We start from the raw sequence: 15,807 nt of genomic DNA, 5'->3' as shown, positions 1-15,807 counted from the left end.
CCTTCAGCCCACCAGGGAAGCGACGGGGGCAAGGGCAGGTTCGGCGGAGTGGAACGGCTCCAGCGCTGCCAGGGCCCGGTCGCGGTAGGCGCCGTAGCGGCGCCGCTTGTCGCGGATGCGCTCCGCCAGCTCGGGCAGCAGGCCGAAGTTCGGCGGCATTGGCTGGAATTGTCGCTTGCTTCCACCGGTGCTGCTGGGGGCCGTGGCGATGAAGTGGGTGAGCGCGCCGATCATCGTGGTGGACGGCAGCACGAGCGGCTCCAGGCCCCGGGCCAGCCGGGCTGCGTTCGTGCCGGCCAGCCAGCCACCGGCCACTGCTGCGGCATACCCCTCAGTGCCGGTGATCTGGCCCGCCGCCAGCAGGGTGGGCCGCAGCCGGAACTGCAGGGTGGCCTCGAGCAGCTGGGGGGATTCCAGGAAGGTGTTGCGGTGCATCACCCCAAAGCGCACGAACTCTGCGTGCTCCAGCCCCGGGATCAGCCGCAGCACCCGCTTCTGCTCGCCCCATTTGAGGTTGGTCTGGAAGCCCACCAGGTTCCAGAGCCGGCCATCCCTGTCCTCCTGGCGGAGCTGCACCACGGCGTGGGCGCGCCTGGCCCGCCGCACGTCGGTGTCGTAAAGGTCGCCCCAGCGCGGATCCCAGAGTCCGATCGGCTTGAGCGGCCCATAGCGCATGGTGTCTTCGCCGCGGCGGGCCAGCTCCTCGATCGGCAGGCAGCCTTCGAAAAACAGGGCGCTCTGCGGATCGAAATCCTTGCGCTCGGCCTGTTCCGCCTCCAGCAGGGCCTGGCGAAAGGCGCCGTACTGCTCCAGGTCCATCGGGCAGTTGATGTAATCGGCGTCGCCCTTGTCGTAGCGGCTGGCGCGAAAGGCCCGCTCCATGTCGATGCTCTCCCCCTCCACGATCGGGCTGGCCGCATCGAAGAAGTGGCAATCGGCCCGGCCGGTGAAGGCGCGCAGGGCTTCGGCGAGGGGGTCGCTGGTCAGCGGGCCGGTGGCCAGCACGGTGATCTCAGCGGGCGGCGGCAGTTCGCACTGTTCCCGACGCTCCACGGTGACCAGCGGGTGCCGCTCCAGGGCGGCAGTGAGGGCGGCACTGAAGCGGCCCCTGTCCACGGCGAGGGCGCCACCGGCGGGAACGGCGTGGGCATCGGCGGCGATGATCACCAGGGAGCTCAGCTGACGCAGTTCCTCCTGCAGGAGGCCGGCGGCCCGGTCGCTGGAGAGGGCGCCGAAGCTGTTGCTGCAGACCAGCTCGGCGAAATCGCTGCTGTGGTGGGCGGGGGAGCGGCGGACGGGGCGCATTTCCACCAGCCGCACCGCCAGGCCCGCGCGGGCGATCTGCCAGGCCGCTTCAGTGCCGGCGAGGCCGGCACCGATCACCTGGATCATCAGGCGCGGGAGCGTTTGATCAGCAGTTGGAGCTGACCCACGGCCGCCCGGCCGATGTTGAACACCGCCCAGCCGACGGCCAGCAGGATCGGGGCGGAAACCAGCAGGAGCCGAGCGTCCATCGGGGCCAGAGCAGCGTTGATTGATCCTACGGAGGCAGATGGCCAGGCCAGGGACCACCGGTTTGGGTTGATCGAAATCGCAGCAATCGATCGCGCCGAGCCTGTCTGCACGTTCAGCCCTCGAAGCCAGTCCGCTCGCTGCGGCCGGCATGGGCCTCAGCGAGGATGCGGTAGCGGCGGGCATGGTGCCGTTGCTCCCTCACCTCCGCCTCGCTCAGCTCCCGGCGGGGCTTGGCGGGCACACCGGCCACCAGGGTGCGGGGCGGCACGTTGCCGGTGACGACGGCGCCGGCCGCCACCAAGGCGCCTTCTCCCACCGTCACCCCGTTGAGCACCACGGCGCCGATGCCGATCAGGCAGCCGTCCTCGATCACGGCCCCATGGACCACCGCCCGGTGGCCGATCGTGACTTCTGCGCCGATCAACACCGGCTGGTCGGGATCGCCGTGGAGCACGGCGCCGTCCTGCACGTTGCTGTCCTCACCCACCAGGATCGCGGCCAGATCGCCGCGGGCCACGGCCATCGGCCAGAGGCTGGCCCCGGCCGACAGGGTCACCGCCCCCACCACCAGGGCGCTGGGGGCCACCCAGGCCTCGGGGTGGATGCGGGGCTCGGGCCAGGGCAAACGGGGGGCGGACACGGCGAGGGGCCTGGCGAATGCACCCATTCTCACCGTGGTACGTTCATGGATCGCCTACAGGCACTGGGTCGCTAGCTCAGCGGTAGAGCAGTCGGCTCTTAACCGATCGGTCCTCGGTTCGAATCCGAGGCGGCCCACTCTCTTTTCCCCAATCCCAGCTTGGTGAATGCCAGCTTGGTGCCGGCTGACATAGGTCTCTCAGCGCCCATCGGTGGAAAGAGAGCCGCAGGCCAGCCCGCACCCCTGTGATACGTTCGCTCCTGGCCCAAAGGGGCGGGTCGCTAGCTCAGCGGTAGAGCATTCGGCTTTTAACCGACTGGTCCTGAGTTCGAATCTCAGGCGACCCATGCTTTGAATCAACCATTGATCGAAGGCTCAGCCGGCGCGTCGTGCCGATACCGGCCTTGAAGACTCTGCGCCTGCCGCGATGCCGCATCGCAGGCGAGAATCAGGCGCTTTTGCATGAAAGGGACGCAGACAGAGGAAACGACCAATCCTGTCGCGACAGCCAAAAGCGATACCAGTGAATGGTGGGAAGCGCCGGTTGGCTCTTGCAGCGCCTCGTCCTCCCCACGGCTGCGGCACTGCCCCCCTCTGGCTGCGTCTTGGTTCACTTCCCCGGTCCCCTCTCGCGCAGCGCCTCCCGCCGCAGCAGGTCGAAGATCGTCTCGCGCTCGAACAGGTCGGCCACGGCGATCGCCGTGAGGGTGGCGAAGCCGATCGGGAGCAGCAGGGCGTAGTCCTTGCTGAGTTCGAAGGTCAGCAGGATCGCCGTGAGCGGCGTGCGGGTGAGCGCCCCGAGGAAGGCGCCGCCGCCGGCGAACAGCAGGGTGGACGGGGCATCGTGGAACAGCAGCAGGCACACCTGCTCCAGCAGGGTGCCGAGGCAGGCGCCCACCACCAGGGCCGGGGCCAGGAAGCCGCCGGGGGCTTCCGCCGCCACTGCCACCGCCGTTCCGGCCGCCTGCACCGCCAGGGCGGCCAGGGCCTTGAGCGGGGTGTCCAGGCCAAGCAGGGCGTCGAAGCCGAGGCTGTCGGGGTCGTCGAAGGAGGGTGGCAGCAGCGACCAGCCCAGCCCGATCGCCAGTCCCACCAGGGGCAGCAACTGCCAGCTCGGCAGCCGCAGCCGGAAGAAGCCCTGTCGCATCCGCACGATCCAGCGCTGATACTGCATGGCCAGCAGCCCGGCGAGGGCCCCCAGCAGCAGCAGCACCGGCACATCCACCAGCCGGAATTCGTTCAGCCGGCTGGGGAAGCTGATGATCGGCGCCAGCTCCTTCAGCCAGGCAGGCCCGCCGCCATGGCCGGCCAGCAGCCGGGTCCAGGCCACGGTGGCAAAGGTGGCGAAGGCGACGATCGTGTTCGTCCGGATGTCGGCCCGCTTCAGCAGTTCCTCGAGGCTGTAGGCCAGGCCCCCCAGGGGCGCATGGAAGATGGCGGCCAGGCCGGCGCCGCTGCCGATCGCCACCGCCAGGCGGCGATCACCGCCATCGGCCTGGAGCGCGCCGGCGGATTCCTTGGCCAGCGAGGCGCCGATCTGGATCGAGGGTCCCTCCGGACCCACCGGAATGCCACCGCCGATTGCGATGCCGCTGGCCAGCAGCTTCACCACCGCCACCCGCCAGCCCATCGGGATCGGCACACCCCGCATCCAGAGCATCACCTGCACGATCCCCGAGCCCTTCGCCCCCGGCTCCAGGAAGGCGATCAGTCCGCCGGCGATGCCGCCTCCCAGCACCCCCATCAGGGGGAGCACCAGCGGCCGCGGCAGGTGGGTGGCCAGCTGCAGCCGCAGGGCATTCACCGCCTGGATCTCCCGGGCATAGATCCAGATCGCCCCGGCCACACCGAGACCGATCGCGTTCACCAGCAGAAACAGGCCCAGCAGGCGGCGCAGCTTGCGGCGTCGATCGAACGGTGTCACCGTCATCGGCTCAGACCAACGCCGGCAGCCGCGGCGAGGCGGCCACCAGCAGGCGGGTGATCGCCGCTTCGGGGTGCTCCAGCAGCCGATCGCCGGGGCCCTCCTCCACGATGCGGCCGCCGTCGAGCACGATCACCCGCTGGCAGAAGCCGCTCGCCACCGAGAGGTCGTGGGTGATGAACAGCATCCCCAGCCCCAGCCGCTCCTGCAGTTCCCGCAACAGGGCCAGCACCTCCGCCTGCACCTCGGCGTCGAGCATGCTGACGCTCTCGTCGCAGAGCAGCACGGCCGGCTCCAGGATCAGGGCCCGGGCAATCGCCACCCGTTGCTGCTGGCCGCCGGAGAGCTGGCGCGGCAGGCGGCTCTCGAAGGCCGTGGCGGGGCTCAACCCCACGGCCTCGAGCCGTTGCCGCGCCCGCTCCCGCGCAGCCGGGCGGCGGGCCAGGCCATGGATCAGCAGGGGATCGGCCACCGCTTCCCCCACGGTCATGGCGGGGTTGAGACAGGCGAGCGGGTCCTGAAAGACCATCTGGATCCGGCGCCTCGCCTGGCGCAGCTCGCGGCCGCCCAACTCCCGCAGGTTGCGACCCTGCAGCCGCACGGCCCCGCCGCGCACGGGGGTGAGGCCCATCAGGGCGCGGCAGAGGGTGCTCTTGCCACAGCCGGAGGCCCCCACAACCCCCACGGTTTCGCCCTCCCGCAGCTGAAGGCTCACCCCGTCCACGGCCTTCAGCCAGCGCGGTTGCCAGGGCAGCGAGGGCAGCGGGTGCCAGCAGCGCAACGTCTCCACCTCCAGCAGCAGCGGGGCCTCACGTGCCCGGGGGGTGCGGCCCCCTTCCCGCAAACGGGCCGCGGCCACCAACCTGCGGGTCAGGGGCGCCTGGGGCTGGGTGAGCAGTTCCGCGGAGGCTGCCTGCTCCACCAGACGGCCCTGATCCAGCACGGCGATCTGGTCGCACCACCGGCCGGCCATTGCCAGGTCGTGGCTGATCAGCAACAGTGCGCTGCCGCTGTCGCGGCAGAGGCCGGTGAGTTCGGCCATCACCTGGGCCGCCACCGCCACATCCAGGCTGGTGGTGGGTTCATCGGCGATCACCAGGGCGGGCTCCAGCGCCATCGCCAGGGCGATCGCCAGCCGTTGGCGCATGCCGCCGCTGAACTCGTGGGGGTAGCTGCGATAGCGCTCCGAGCTGATTCCCACCCGCTCCAGCAGCTCCACGGCCCGCTGCCGGATCCGCCGGCGCGCCCAAGCGGGCCGATGGGCCGCCAGGGTGTCGGTGAGGTGGTCCCCCACCCGCAGCAGGGGGTTGAGCCGGGTCATCGGGTCCTGGAACACCAGGCCCACCGCCTCCCCCCGCAGCCGCCGCAGGGCCGGGCGGTTCAGGCGGCGGGGATCCTGGCCGGCCAGCAGCAGATCACCGCTGCAGACGCTTCCGGTCGGCAGCAGCGCGAGCACGGCCCTGGCCACGGTGCTCTTGCCGCAGCCGGAGGGGCCCACCAGGGCCAGCCGGTCGCCCGGTTCCAGCTGCAAATCCAGACCCTGGAGGGTGGGCGCGACGGCAGGGCCTGGATAGCGCACGACCAGATCGTGGATCGCCAGCACCGGGCCGGCGCTGCGGGGGGCGGCCATGGGGCGGGCGAAGCGCTGGGAAACGGCAGGCCCAGCATGGTGGATGGGTCCTGTTCTTGCTCAATGACTGGCAGGATTGCCTACGATGGGTTGATCAGACCATTCTGATGACCGAATTCGCCGGCTCCCTGATCACCCGCGCCCGGGGCGAATCCCCAACGGTGATCAGCGCTGGCCTGGGTTCGGCGATCAACGCTCCACCGTTCGCCCTCGGCCGGAAGCGCATCAAGGTCGCGGCCGACTACGGCGTCGCCCTGCCGAACTGGTTGCGGGCCTGCATCGAGCGGGTGCCCCCCGGGGACGGCGAAACCTGCCCGAACGATGCCGACGCGCTGCTGGCCAGCGCCTTTGATTTCGCCTACCAGCTCCACGCCGGTCAGGTGAGAGCCACCGGCGAGCCGTACATCATCCATCCGATCGCCGTCGCCGATCTGCTCCGTGACATCGGCGCAAGTCCCTGCGTGATTGCCGCCGGTTTCCTCCACGACGTGGTCGAGGACACCGAAGTGAGCTCCGAGCAGCTGGAAGCCCATTTTGGCGCCGAGGTGCGGGCGCTGGTGGAGGGCGTCACCAAGCTGGGAGGCATTCATTTCACCAACCACACCGAGGCCCAGGCCGAGAATCTGCGCCGCATGTTTCTGGCCATGGCCAGTGACATCCGCGTCGTGCTGGTCAAGCTGGCCGACCGGCTCCACAACATGCGCACCCTGGGGGCGCTCAAGCCTGAGAAGCAGCAGCGGATTGCCCGCGAAACCCGCGAGATCTATGCGCCCCTGGCCAACCGGCTCGGCATCGGCCGCTTCAAATGGGAACTGGAGGATCTGGCCTTCAAGGTGCTTGAGCCCGAGTCCTACCGGGAGATCAAGCAGGAGGTGGCCAGCAAGCGCAGCGACCGCGAAGACCGGCTGGCGGTCACCGTGGCCCTGCTCAAGGAACGCCTTGGCGCGGCGGGCCTCACCCAGTGCGAGGTGACGGGCCGGCCGAAGCATCTCTATGGCATCTGGAGCAAGATGCGCCACCAGCAGAAGGCCTTCCACGAAATCTTCGATGTGGCGGCCCTGCGCATCCTCACTGCCAACGTGGAAGGGTGCTACCGGGCCCTCGCCGTGGTGCACGACACCTTCCGGCCGATCCCCGGCCGCTTCAAGGACTACATCGGCCTGCCCAAGCCGAACGGCTATCAGTCGCTGCACACCGCCGTGATCGGCCGCCACAGGCCGGTGGAAGTGCAGATCCGCACCACCGAGATGCACCAGGTGGCCGAGTACGGCATTGCCGCCCACTGGAAGTACAAGGAGGGGGGATCACCGGCCACCGGCGGCGACACCGACCGCTTCAACTGGCTGCGGCAGCTGGTCGACTGGCAGCAGGACGGCGGCGGCGAAGACAGCAGCGACTACCTGGCCTCGATCAAGGAAGACCTCTTCGATGAGGAGGTGTTCGTGTTCACGCCCAAGGGGGATGTGGTGGGGTTGCGCACCGGTTCCACCGCCGTTGATTTCGCCTACCGGATTCACTCGGAGGTGGGAAATCATTGCCAGGGGGTGCGCATCAACGACCGTCTCTGTCCCCTGGCCACGCCGCTGCAGAACGGCGATTTCGTCCAGGTCATCACCACCAAGACGGCCCGGCCCAGCCTCGACTGGCTCAATTTTGTGGCGACGCCGACGGCGCGCAACCGCATCCGCCAGTGGTACAAGCGCAGCCACCGCCAGGAGAACATCCTGCGGGGCCGCGAACTGCTGGAGCGGGAGCTGGGCCGCAACGGCTTCGATGCCCTGCTCAACGGCGAGGCCCTCGCCAAGGTGGCCCGCCGCTGCAACCTGGTGAGCACCGAGGATCTGCTGGCGTCGCTCGGCTTCGGCGGCGTCACCCTGCACCAGGTGCTCAACCGGCTGAGAGAAGAGGTGCGGCTGGCCAGTGCGGCCGCGGCCCCGGTGCTCTCCAACGAAGACCTGGCCCGCAGCGTGGCGGCCAAAGCCGGTGCCGCCCAGGCTGAGACGCCAGCCACGGCCGACACCAGCGGCGGCGCCATCCTCGGCCTGGAGGGGCTGGAGTATCGCCTGGGTGGCTGTTGCTGTCCTTTGCCGGGCGAAGCGATCGTGGGCAGCGTGGCCCTCGGCAACCATGGGATCACGATCCACCGCCAGGAGTGCGCCAACGTCAACCAGATGCCGGTGGAGCGTCGCCTGCCGGTGCGCTGGAACCCTCTGGCCGATCCGGCGCGGCGCCGCTATCCGGTTCAGATTCGCATCGAGGTGCTTGACCGGGTGGGGGTGCTCAAGGACATCCTCACCCGTCTCTCCGACAGCCGCATCAACGTGAGTGATGCAAGGGTGCGCACCGCCTATGGCAAACCGGCCTGCATCGACCTGAAGGTGGAACTGATCAACGCCGCCCAGTTGCGCACCACCATGGATCAGATCCGCTCCATGGCCGACGTGCTCAATCTCTGCAGAACCGGCATCGGCTGAGGGGGTGAAGTAGGGAAGTCAGGCGCCTCATGGTGGCAACGCCACCCAGGAATTGCAACTCCGGCGAGCATCTGCAGGCCCTCACGCTGCAGGGAAAGTGGGGCAAGACGAGCCGCTTCGCGCTGTCGGTCAGAGGGCATAAAGCTCTCTTCCGTATCGATAGGCCTCGGTCACCACATGCTGGCTGTACTGAGGTCGCTCCTGCACTTCTGTATCGGAATAGAGGAGCAGATCAAGTGGAATTCTGTGATGGGCCAACTTTCGACTCAGATCCCCCGTTTCCTCGAAGCGCGAGTGGGTCGACGACCATTCATCGGGCACGGTCACCAGCAGATCCAGATCGGAATCGGGGCGCTCGGTGCCGCGGGCGCGGGAGCCAAACAGGCGCACTTCGGCGCCGGGAATCGCCGCCTGGATCTCGGCCGCAATCGTGCGCAGCAGCGGCTCATCCACCACGTAGGAAGTGCTGGAGGGGCGGGCTGAGGCGGTCATGGGGCCAGTTTGGCGTGGGTCGCTGGGCTTTGCCTGCTTCAGCTGCGCGCATCCTGCTGCGGACAGCCATAGGCGGTAAACGCCGCATCGGCACTGAGCAGGGTGAAAGGGCCGCTGATGGCTTGGGCCACCAGCAGACGATCAAACGGATCGCGGTGGTGCAGGGGCAGTTGTTCGAGCACCAGCAGATGGGGAAGTTCGATCGGGAGGAACGCAAAGCCAGATTGCTCTGCCCAGGGGATGGCCTCGTGAGCCGACAGGGGCATGGCACTGCGGGCCAGGGCGTGCTTGATCGCGATCTCCCAGAGCCTCAAGGCCCCAGAGCCCCCACCGGCACCACCGGTATCGGCCGCCAGGGTGGCCAGGCTCACCTCGGTGGCCACGTTGCTGCCCAGGAAGCGCACCAGCGCCGCCAGCCCACCGCCAGCGCCTGGCGGCCACCGCTGTCCAAAATCCAGCAGCACCGTGGAAGCGGCCTGCCGCAGCCAGACATGGGTGTCCAGCAGGACCTTCACCGCAGGGCATCGAAGGCCTGGGCCTCCAGCACGGATTCCTCGGGTTCAGCGTGCAGCACAACGGAACAGCGCAGGGCCGCCCAGGGGTGGGGGCTCGCGCCAGAACTCGCCGCAGGCGGCGTAAGGCGTGCCACCAGCTTGCCGTGACGGGTGATCTCCACCACCTCGCCGCCGCTCTCCACCTGCCGGATCAACTCCAGGCAGTGGGCGCGGAACTCGGTCACGGAAATGTCTATTGGGCGATCGTAATGGGCCTATTGATTGAGGCCCTGTTCTCGGTTCAGGGCCGATCCCCACGCCGGTAGAACACCACCCCCGCTCGCTTGATGTGGTCAATCAACTCGGGGGATTGGAGCGAGACCTGCAACGACAGATCAAAGCGCCAGGGCAGCAGCAGATCATCGAGGGCCGCATCGAGGCGGGCAAGGGTGCGCGGATCGAGGTCGACGCCGGAGAGGGTGAGGTCAATGTCGGAGCCGGGGCGGTGGCGCCCGAGGGCCCTGGAGCCGTAGAGGGTGGCCTGCTCGATGGCCGGGAAGGCGGCGAGGGTGGCCTGGATCTTCGCCACCGCAGCGATGGGCAATCCATAGCTGGTGGTGGAGGCCTGGGCGGTCATGGCAGGGCCTCCTGTGCCTGGAGCCTGGATTCCAGCTCCTCGAAGGCTCCGAGATAGGTGGTCACAACCGCCGCCACGATCTCCATCACCGTCGCCTCGTCGTAGGTGTGGGCGCTGAGGTTGCGATGGCGGATCATCTCCATCCAGGCCTCGCCATCGCTGATCAACCCCTGGGCAAAGGCTTCACGGGTGGTGTCGCGGGGACCAAACAGGTCGGACACGCCGCGGGAGGCCAGGAAATCCTTGAGGGTTTTCCAGCTGAGTTCATGGGTGAACTCGAAGGCCTTGATCAACCCCTGACGCTCCAGGTCACTGAGGGGGCGCTGCTGGGAGAGCTCCACCGCTTGCTTCAACCGCGCAAGTGCCTGCCGGAAGTTGCCGAAGCGTTGCTGCCAGCGGATGTCTGCGCCTGTCATGGGGTCAGGCTAAGGAGTGGGGCCCAACCATGCCCTACCGCTGAACTCCTGCCACCAGCCCCCTGGGGACCACGATCCACCCGGTCTCCCGCTCCCCATAGCTGACGCACTCCCCACCGATGGCAACCTGGTGAGCCGTGAGGGCACAGAGGGCCGCATCGATCCAGTCGATGCTCGTGAGGGGGACGAGATCGATGCCCGCCTGCGCCAGCAGCTCGCGCCGCTGGATGCGCTTCTGGGCAGCCTGGGCCTGACCGCCGCGCAGGTGCCAGGTGATGGCGTGGGGGAAGGTTTCGAAGCAGCCGCGGTCGCTGTGGGGCAGGGTGTGCAGCAGGGGATAGGCCTGCTCCGGTGCGCCGCCCTCCAGGGCCAGATAGAGTACCTCCCCCTGCAGCATCCAGCCGTAGTAGTTGGTGCGATGGGGGGTGTGGGCCTTCTGATGGGTGGGGGAGGAAAAACACCAGATCCCCTTCTGCATGAGCTCTCGTTCGCAGGGTCGGGCGCGGCCGTCGCTGCTCCAGCGGCAGGGGGCATCGATGGCGATCACGCTGGCGCGCACCACCGAGCGGCACCAATGGGCGAGTTCCTGCGCGTCGCCGGTGGCCAGCTGGCAGGCGTAGGTGCCGCCGGTGAGGGCGACGGCGTGGAAGCCCTTGCGGGCGCCGCCCACGTCAATGCCGACCACAGTGATCTGGGAAGTGTTGGTCAAGGGATGTCGCTGAACGGCACCTCAACGGCCAAGGGAATCAGGATTCAGCAAAGTCCCCTGGAAGGAGTCCGGCGATTCCTGATAGCAAAGCCCAGGAGGAGGCCGTCGAGGCCTGAGGGGGACGTCTTCCAGGGTTCATTGATGCTCTTTGATCCAGTCCCTGAGCTGAGCATCAAGCACCGGCAGATCGTGGACAACGATCGTCCAGATGATGGGCAAGCTGAGGCCGAAGTATTCATGGACAATGCGATTGCGCAAGCCATTGAGCGCCGACCAATCAATTGCAGGACGCTCCTCCTTCATCTCAACAGGAATCGCCCGGGCAGCCTCGCCGATGATCTCCAGATTGCGCACCACGGCATCTACGGTGCGACTGTCTGCTTGGAACTCCTAAAAGTTCAACCCACTGATGTAGCCATTGATCTTGCCGGATGCTTCCAGCATGTCGGCAACGAACAGCCTCCATTCACGGCGCGACATGAATGCGGCTGCTCAGGATGAAGGAACGCCTGTTCTCCTTGATCCCATCGGACGCCACCAGGTCGACACGACGACCGAGAAGGGTTTCCAGATGGTCGGCCAGGTGGATGAAGGCAAACCCCACGGGCTCGGAGAAGCTCACCAGCAGATCCACATCACTGGCGGCCGTTTGCTCATCGCGAGCGAAGGATCCAAACAGCGCCAGGCTGCTCACCTTGAAGCGGGAGGCCAGATCCGGATAGTGCTGACGCAACCTCGCAACCACCTCAGAGCGACTGGTGGAGGGGGTGACCGCAGGGGCGGAGATGGGCTCGCTGAGCTGGCTGCTTCAGTCTAGGGGTGTCAACCAACGGCTCCAAAAGCCTGCGGTATCAGAGCTTGTCGTTGATTGGCAGCTCACCCCACCCGCTCATAGAGATACCGCTGAAACCCGGCAAACACCTGGCCGATCTCCGCTGCCGGCCCCAGATCAGCCAAGGCATCGGCGATTGAGTTCTGGTAGCGGAGCTGCAGCAGGGGGGTGAGCTTCTCGGTGGCCAGTTCCTGCACCCCCGTGCTCACGTAGTGCTGCAGCACGAAGTTGAGGAACACCTCCTGCTTGCTGGTGAATTTGGAGTGGATGTAGAGGCGGGCGTTCTTGGCGCGCTCCTGGCGGGGAACAGGCGGCAGGGCATAGGCCACATGGGCGAGCACATCGAACAGATCGCTGTTCTCGGCCTCGATGATCCGCTGCATCTCCGCCAGCTGATCGGCGCCGAAGCCCTTCTCCTCCAGGCCCTGCAGCAGCTTGCGGCGGGTGTCAGGTGCACTCCAGAGCTGCCGCAGCTCGGCCTCATCCTTCACGAACTCCGGCAGCTGGACGTAGAGCAGCTCGATGAACTGCTGGGAGCTCATGGGCCGGCCATCGGGATGCCAGAAGGAGGTGACCAGCATGTGCTGGATCGAGCGCTCCTTGCCATCGCCGTAGCGGCACGCAGATCGCGTTGCGCAATGCGCAGAAAGCCGGTCGACGAGTCAGCTGGCGCCATGCCGAGAATCTTCTGGCTCCAGTCGCCGTCCGTAACGGAAGGCCTCAGCAATCACATTGGTTCGTCCATGGCGCCGCTCCTCCCCTCACTGGCGGAGTAGACCAGCAACTCAATAGGCAGTCTGTGGTGGGCCAACTTCCATCCCAGGGCATCGGTTTCCACGAAGCGCGAATGGCTGGCCAACCATTCATCCGGCACGGTGACCAGCAGATCGAGCTCGGAATCGGGCCGCTCGGTGCCGCGGGCACGGGAGCCGAACAGGTGCACCTCGGCGCCCGGAATCGCCTCCTGGATCTCGGCCGCGATCGTGCGCAGCAGAGGCTCATCCACCACGTAGGTGTAGCTGGAGGGGCGTGCCGTCGGTGTCATGGGGCCAGTTTCGCGTGGGATGCTGGCTTTGCCTGCGGCCTGATCACAGCCCCAGTGCCCCCACCGGCACCACGGCGATGCCATCCGCCCGCCGGTATCCATAGCCGCTGCCGCAGACCACCGCCAGGAAGCCGGGTTCGCCGGTGCGGCGGGTGTCGATCTGCTGGCGAAAGCGCAGCAGGCCTTCGGCGGCGGCCTCCACCTGGCCCGGGCCGAGCTTGACCTCGATCGCGCCCCATCGGCCATCGCGCAGCTGCACGATCGCGTCCACCTCAACGCCGTACTGGTCGCGGTAGTGGAATACCTCGCCCTCCAGCGCCTGTGCCAGCACCCTCAGGTCGCGGATCACGAGCGACTCGAACAGCAACCCCAGCCACTCCAGATCCTTGAGCAGGCGATCGGGGCTGCCGCCGAGGGCCGCCACCGCCAGGGAGGGGTCGCAAAAGTGGCGCCGGGGTGCCTGGCGCAGGGCTGCTTTCGAACGCAGATGGGGCCGCCAGGCGGCCTGGTTCTCCAGCACCATCAACCGCTCCAGGGCCTGCAGGTGATCGGCCACGGTGCGCGGGTCGAGCGGCCCATCGGCGCCGCCGGCATCGGCCGCCAGGGTGGCCAGGCTCACCTCGGTGGCCACGTTGCGGCCGAGGGAACGCAGCAGGGCTCCCAGCCGCTGGGGATCCCGCCGCCGCCCATCCACCCGCTGCACATCCACCTGGCGCACCTGCTCCAGGTAGTCGCGGGCGGCCCGGGAGGCCGCCGCCAGGGGCCGCTCCAGCTGGGCCGGCCAACCGCCGCGGCAGACCAGCTCGGCCAGATCCGCCACCGCCAACCCCGGATCGGCGCAGCTCGGCGGCTCCCCCGCCAGCAGCGCTGCCAGCGAGACGCCACCCTGGCCGGCGCCACTTTCCACCAGGCTCATCGGCCGCAGCCGCAGAAACGAAAAGCGACCCGCCCCGGTGTGTCGCTCGGCGTCATCGGCCGGCACCGCCGAACCAGTGAGCAGAAATTGCCCAGGCGCCTCGACGGCATCCACGGCCCTCCGCACCTGGTTCCAGAGCGCCGGCTCCACCTGCCACTCATCCAGCAGGCGAGGCCGAGGACCCGCCAGCACCAGGGCCGGATCCACCGCCAGCGCCTGGCGGGCGGCGGTGTCCACATCCAGCAGCACCGTGGAGGCGGCCAGCTGCTGGGCCAGGCGGGTCTTGCCGCAGGCTTTCGGTCCTTCGATCACCACCGCGCCGGCGGAAGCCAGGCAGGCGCGCAGCTCGCCGTCAGCGATGCGGGGGCGGTAGCCGGAGGCCATGGCGGGCGTGCCGATGCAGCAGATGTCGGAACTCTAATGCTGGAAACGTCGAGCTGCTGATGCAGGAAAAGTTGGCCTGTCGATGCAGGAAAAACCGAGTACTGCCTGCCTCCCTCCTGCGCTTGATCGGGTCAATGCGGCAGGGCAGCAGCCGACCGTTGAAGGCGACCTTGAGGCTGGCCAGGGTGTGGGTGCTGAGGCTGCGCTGCTGCCAGCGGACGTCGGCGCCGGTCATGGAGTCAGGCTGGGAATCGGGGCCAGTTCATGCCCTTCCGCTGGACTCCTCACTCCGCCGCCACAGCCCGCCTCAAGTACTCGTTCAACTCGGGATCACAGGCAAACACAAAACACGCCTTCGTGCCCCGGCTCATCAGCGTGCGGTAGGTGTTGCGGATGATCGCGTCCGCCTTGCGGCGAATCCCCTGGGGATCGCGGGTCAGGCCCACCTTGTAGCCCTTGAGCGATTGGTCCGTGCGCGCCCGCGCTGATGGCACCGTGACCACCTCGCCATCGCGGACGGCCAGATCCGGCCCGATGATCACGCCGATGGTCTCCAGCTCCAGGCCCTGGCAGGTGTGGATGCAGCCCACCTGCTCCACCGTGCCCGGCGTCATGATCCAGAGGCTGCTGTCCTTGCTGAGGTTCCAGCGGGCCCGGTAGCCGTAGGGCTCGATCGTGATGTCCCAGGCGCTGGGGTGATGTTTGGACGCCCAGTTCCAGCAGTAGCCCGCCACCATGCGCGCCTGGTTGGAGCCGTTGCTCTCGCGGATCGCCTGGTGCAGGGCGACGGGATCGTCGAACACCCGAATGTCGTAGCTGCCAGGGTCCAGCTGGTCGTTGGCGGTGGAACGGATCCCCAGGGTCTGATCCAGCCAGGCCAGGTAGCCATCGGAGCCGCTGCAGCGGAACTGCGATGGCAGTTCATCGCGGTGCAGCTCGGCCTCGTGGTACTGACTCCACTTCTCGATCTCGGCGGTGCTGCCGATGTCGTCGAAGGTGACGCGCTGGTCTTCATCGAGGAAGAACACCGCCAGCTTGCTGGCGTGGATGATCTCCTTGATCTGGTTCTCGCCCTCCTTGTTGTAGATGGTCTTGGTCATCAGCCGGTGGCTCTCATCCACGATCAACGCGTCGTAGTAGCCCTCCGCAACGCCCACGAAACAGGCCGAACCGCTGAAGAGGTTGTCGTACTCGTTCTTCTGGAGTGATCCGGTGAGCTTGGCCCGGTACACCGCCCGCGGCGCCGCGTTCTTGCTCACGTAACGGGCGTTCAGGCCCAGGCCCAGCAGCTTGGCCAGCAGGTTCACGGCCACCACTGACTTTCCCGTTCCTGGCCCGCCCTGCACCAGCAGCACGCAATGGCGTCCCTCCCGCAGGTGCCGCGCCAGGGCCAGGGCCTTCTCGTAAACCACCTTCTGCTCATCGATCAGCACGAATTCGGTGTTTCCCTTGAGCATGCGCTCCACCGCATCGGCCAGTTGCTGGCTGGGTTTGGCCTTGCCATCGCGGATCTGCTCAATCGTGCGACCCCGGTCGCCCACCTCCAGGCAGCGCCGCAGAAAGGCGGCCATCTGTCTCGCGTCAAGCCCCTTGGCCGTTTGGCGTCAATCAAGTTGGCCGGTGAGGCCCCCTGAGCTGCTCTGCGGTTGCCTTTGACGACAACCTCTTTCCGGCGACACGAAATCTTGCCCATCTCCGG

Annotated in this window: 18 protein-coding genes, 2 tRNA genes and 1 pseudogene; 3 read left to right on the top strand and 18 right to left on the bottom strand. The window is 67.7% G+C overall.

What is annotated here, in order from left to right:
* Window positions 1–3: 3 nt before the first annotated feature.
* The 3 genes from trmFO to KBY66_RS11690 all read right to left on the bottom strand — a co-directional run bounded on the left by trmFO (window position 4) and on the right by KBY66_RS11690 (window position 2,182).
* Complete coding sequence (gene trmFO, locus KBY66_RS11700) at window positions 4–1,392, bottom strand: FADH(2)-oxidizing methylenetetrahydrofolate--tRNA-(uracil(54)-C(5))-methyltransferase TrmFO (RefSeq protein WP_255089705.1); 1,389 nt, start codon at window positions 1,390–1,392, stop codon at window positions 4–6.
* A complete protein-coding gene (locus KBY66_RS11695; protein WP_255089704.1) occupies window positions 1,392–1,514 on the bottom strand; it encodes a photosystem II protein Y in 123 nt (40 codons plus the stop codon). Before KBY66_RS11695 ends, trmFO begins: the two co-directional genes overlap by 1 nt.
* 113 nt (window positions 1,515–1,627) lie before the next feature.
* Window positions 1,628–2,182, bottom strand: coding sequence for a gamma carbonic anhydrase family protein (locus KBY66_RS11690; protein WP_399225466.1), 555 nt, complete (start codon window positions 2,180–2,182; stop codon window positions 1,628–1,630).
* Between the two features lie 38 nt (window positions 2,183–2,220).
* Between KBY66_RS11690 and KBY66_RS11685 the strand changes: the two genes are divergently transcribed.
* Together KBY66_RS11685 and KBY66_RS11680 are read left to right on the top strand one after the other, a co-directional pair.
* Window positions 2,221–2,292 (top strand) — tRNA-Lys (locus tag KBY66_RS11685).
* A 138-nt stretch (window positions 2,293–2,430) separates the two neighbouring features.
* Window positions 2,431–2,502: transfer RNA gene (locus tag KBY66_RS11680), tRNA-Lys, on the top strand.
* Window positions 2,503–2,765: 263 nt separating this feature from the next.
* On the opposite strand, the gene KBY66_RS11675 is transcribed toward KBY66_RS11680, so the two are convergent.
* Both KBY66_RS11675 and KBY66_RS11670 read right to left on the bottom strand, forming a co-directional pair.
* Window positions 2,766–4,085, bottom strand: a complete 1,320-nt coding sequence (locus KBY66_RS11675; protein ID WP_255089702.1) for a chloride channel protein — start codon at window positions 4,083–4,085, stop codon at window positions 2,766–2,768.
* 4 nt (window positions 4,086–4,089) lie between these two features.
* Window positions 4,090–5,709: a dipeptide ABC transporter ATP-binding protein gene (locus tag KBY66_RS11670; protein WP_255089701.1), complete on the bottom strand. Its 1,620-nt coding sequence runs from the start codon at window positions 5,707–5,709 to the stop codon at window positions 4,090–4,092.
* A 107-nt stretch (window positions 5,710–5,816) separates the two neighbouring features.
* On the opposite strand from KBY66_RS11670, the gene KBY66_RS11665 reads away from it, so the two are divergent.
* Window positions 5,817–8,183 carry a RelA/SpoT family protein gene (locus tag KBY66_RS11665; protein WP_255089700.1) on the top strand — a complete coding sequence of 789 codons (2,367 nt, stop codon included), beginning with the start codon at window positions 5,817–5,819 and terminating at the stop codon, window positions 8,181–8,183.
* Between the two features lie 129 nt (window positions 8,184–8,312).
* On the opposite strand, the gene KBY66_RS11660 is transcribed toward KBY66_RS11665, so the two are convergent.
* The 13 genes and pseudogenes from KBY66_RS11660 to KBY66_RS11600 form a co-directional block, all read right to left on the bottom strand.
* Window positions 8,313–8,675 (bottom strand): nucleotidyltransferase domain-containing protein, encoded by a 363-nt coding sequence (locus tag KBY66_RS11660; RefSeq protein WP_255089699.1) that lies wholly within the window; start codon window positions 8,673–8,675, stop codon window positions 8,313–8,315.
* A gap of 38 nt (window positions 8,676–8,713) precedes the next feature.
* A complete protein-coding gene (locus KBY66_RS11655) occupies window positions 8,714–9,190 on the bottom strand; it encodes a type II toxin-antitoxin system VapC family toxin (protein WP_255089697.1) in 477 nt (158 codons plus the stop codon).
* Window positions 9,187–9,414, bottom strand: a complete 228-nt coding sequence (locus KBY66_RS11650) for a type II toxin-antitoxin system Phd/YefM family antitoxin (RefSeq protein ID WP_255089695.1) — start codon at window positions 9,412–9,414, stop codon at window positions 9,187–9,189. Before KBY66_RS11650 ends, KBY66_RS11655 begins: the two co-directional genes overlap by 4 nt.
* Window positions 9,415–9,470: 56 nt before the next feature.
* A complete protein-coding gene (locus tag KBY66_RS11645; protein WP_255089694.1) occupies window positions 9,471–9,806 on the bottom strand; it encodes a nucleotidyltransferase domain-containing protein in 336 nt (111 codons plus the stop codon).
* Window positions 9,803–10,222: a nucleotidyltransferase substrate binding protein gene (locus tag KBY66_RS11640; protein ID WP_255089693.1), complete on the bottom strand. Its 420-nt coding sequence runs from the start codon at window positions 10,220–10,222 to the stop codon at window positions 9,803–9,805. Before KBY66_RS11640 ends, KBY66_RS11645 begins: the two co-directional genes overlap by 4 nt.
* 34 nt (window positions 10,223–10,256) lie before the next feature.
* A complete protein-coding gene (locus KBY66_RS11635; protein ID WP_255089692.1) occupies window positions 10,257–10,931 on the bottom strand; it encodes a DUF429 domain-containing protein in 675 nt (224 codons plus the stop codon).
* Window positions 10,932–11,066: 135 nt separating this feature from the next.
* Window positions 11,067–11,309 (bottom strand): annotated as a pseudogene (locus tag KBY66_RS11630) (DUF86 domain-containing protein); the annotation flags it as partial.
* Between the two features lie 88 nt (window positions 11,310–11,397).
* Complete coding sequence (locus KBY66_RS11625; RefSeq protein ID WP_255089691.1) at window positions 11,398–11,664, bottom strand: nucleotidyltransferase family protein; 267 nt, start codon at window positions 11,662–11,664, stop codon at window positions 11,398–11,400.
* A 143-nt stretch (window positions 11,665–11,807) separates the two neighbouring features.
* Window positions 11,808–12,305, bottom strand: a complete 498-nt coding sequence (locus tag KBY66_RS11620; RefSeq protein WP_255089690.1) for a type I restriction-modification enzyme R subunit C-terminal domain-containing protein — start codon at window positions 12,303–12,305, stop codon at window positions 11,808–11,810.
* Between the two features lie 185 nt (window positions 12,306–12,490).
* Complete coding sequence (locus tag KBY66_RS11615) at window positions 12,491–12,808, bottom strand: nucleotidyltransferase domain-containing protein (protein ID WP_255089688.1); 318 nt, start codon at window positions 12,806–12,808, stop codon at window positions 12,491–12,493.
* A gap of 43 nt (window positions 12,809–12,851) precedes the next feature.
* Window positions 12,852–14,108 (bottom strand): ATP-binding protein, encoded by a 1,257-nt coding sequence (locus KBY66_RS11610; RefSeq protein ID WP_255089687.1) that lies wholly within the window; start codon window positions 14,106–14,108, stop codon window positions 12,852–12,854.
* Window positions 14,077–14,343 carry a hypothetical protein gene (locus KBY66_RS11605; protein ID WP_255089686.1) on the bottom strand — a complete coding sequence of 89 codons (267 nt, stop codon included), beginning with the start codon at window positions 14,341–14,343 and terminating at the stop codon, window positions 14,077–14,079. Before KBY66_RS11605 ends, KBY66_RS11610 begins: the two co-directional genes overlap by 32 nt.
* A gap of 49 nt (window positions 14,344–14,392) precedes the next feature.
* A complete protein-coding gene (locus tag KBY66_RS11600) occupies window positions 14,393–15,679 on the bottom strand; it encodes a DUF2075 domain-containing protein (RefSeq protein WP_255089685.1) in 1,287 nt (428 codons plus the stop codon).
* Window positions 15,680–15,807 lie beyond the last annotated feature (128 nt).

The organism is Synechococcus sp. Tobar12-5m-g (genome assembly GCF_024345415.1).
Lineage (GTDB): Bacteria > Cyanobacteriota > Cyanobacteriia > PCC-6307 > Cyanobiaceae > Regnicoccus.
The sequence above is the reverse complement of the archived record's forward strand: the minus strand, read 5'-3'. Positions and strand labels throughout refer to the sequence as shown.

Coding starts and splice junctions, on each gene's coding strand:
- trmFO (WP_255089705.1), bottom strand. CDS start 1,392: ATGATCCAGGTGATCGGTGCCGGCCTCGCCGGCACTGAAGCGGCCTGG.
- KBY66_RS11695 (WP_255089704.1), bottom strand. CDS start 1,514: ATGGACGCTCGGCTCCTGCTGGTTTCCGCCCCGATCCTGCTGGCCGTC.
- KBY66_RS11690 (WP_399225466.1), bottom strand. CDS start 2,182: ATGGGTGCATTCGCCAGGCCCCTCGCCGTGTCCGCCCCCCGTTTGCCC.
- KBY66_RS11675 (WP_255089702.1), bottom strand. CDS start 4,085: ATGACGGTGACACCGTTCGATCGACGCCGCAAGCTGCGCCGCCTGCTG.
- KBY66_RS11670 (WP_255089701.1), bottom strand. CDS start 5,709: ATGGCCGCCCCCCGCAGCGCCGGCCCGGTGCTGGCGATCCACGATCTG.
- KBY66_RS11665 (WP_255089700.1), top strand. CDS start 5,817: ATGACCGAATTCGCCGGCTCCCTGATCACCCGCGCCCGGGGCGAATCC.
- KBY66_RS11660 (WP_255089699.1), bottom strand. CDS start 8,675: ATGACCGCCTCAGCCCGCCCCTCCAGCACTTCCTACGTGGTGGATGAG.
- KBY66_RS11645 (WP_255089694.1), bottom strand. CDS start 9,806: ATGACCGCCCAGGCCTCCACCACCAGCTATGGATTGCCCATCGCTGCG.
- KBY66_RS11640 (WP_255089693.1), bottom strand. CDS start 10,222: ATGACAGGCGCAGACATCCGCTGGCAGCAACGCTTCGGCAACTTCCGG.
- KBY66_RS11620 (WP_255089690.1), bottom strand. CDS start 12,305: ATGAGCTCCCAGCAGTTCATCGAGCTGCTCTACGTCCAGCTGCCGGAG.
- KBY66_RS11615 (WP_255089688.1), bottom strand. CDS start 12,808: ATGACACCGACGGCACGCCCCTCCAGCTACACCTACGTGGTGGATGAG.
- KBY66_RS11610 (WP_255089687.1), bottom strand. CDS start 14,108: ATGGCCTCCGGCTACCGCCCCCGCATCGCTGACGGCGAGCTGCGCGCC.
- KBY66_RS11605 (WP_255089686.1), bottom strand. CDS start 14,343: ATGACCGGCGCCGACGTCCGCTGGCAGCAGCGCAGCCTCAGCACCCAC.
- KBY66_RS11600 (WP_255089685.1), bottom strand. CDS start 15,679: ATGGCCGCCTTTCTGCGGCGCTGCCTGGAGGTGGGCGACCGGGGTCGC.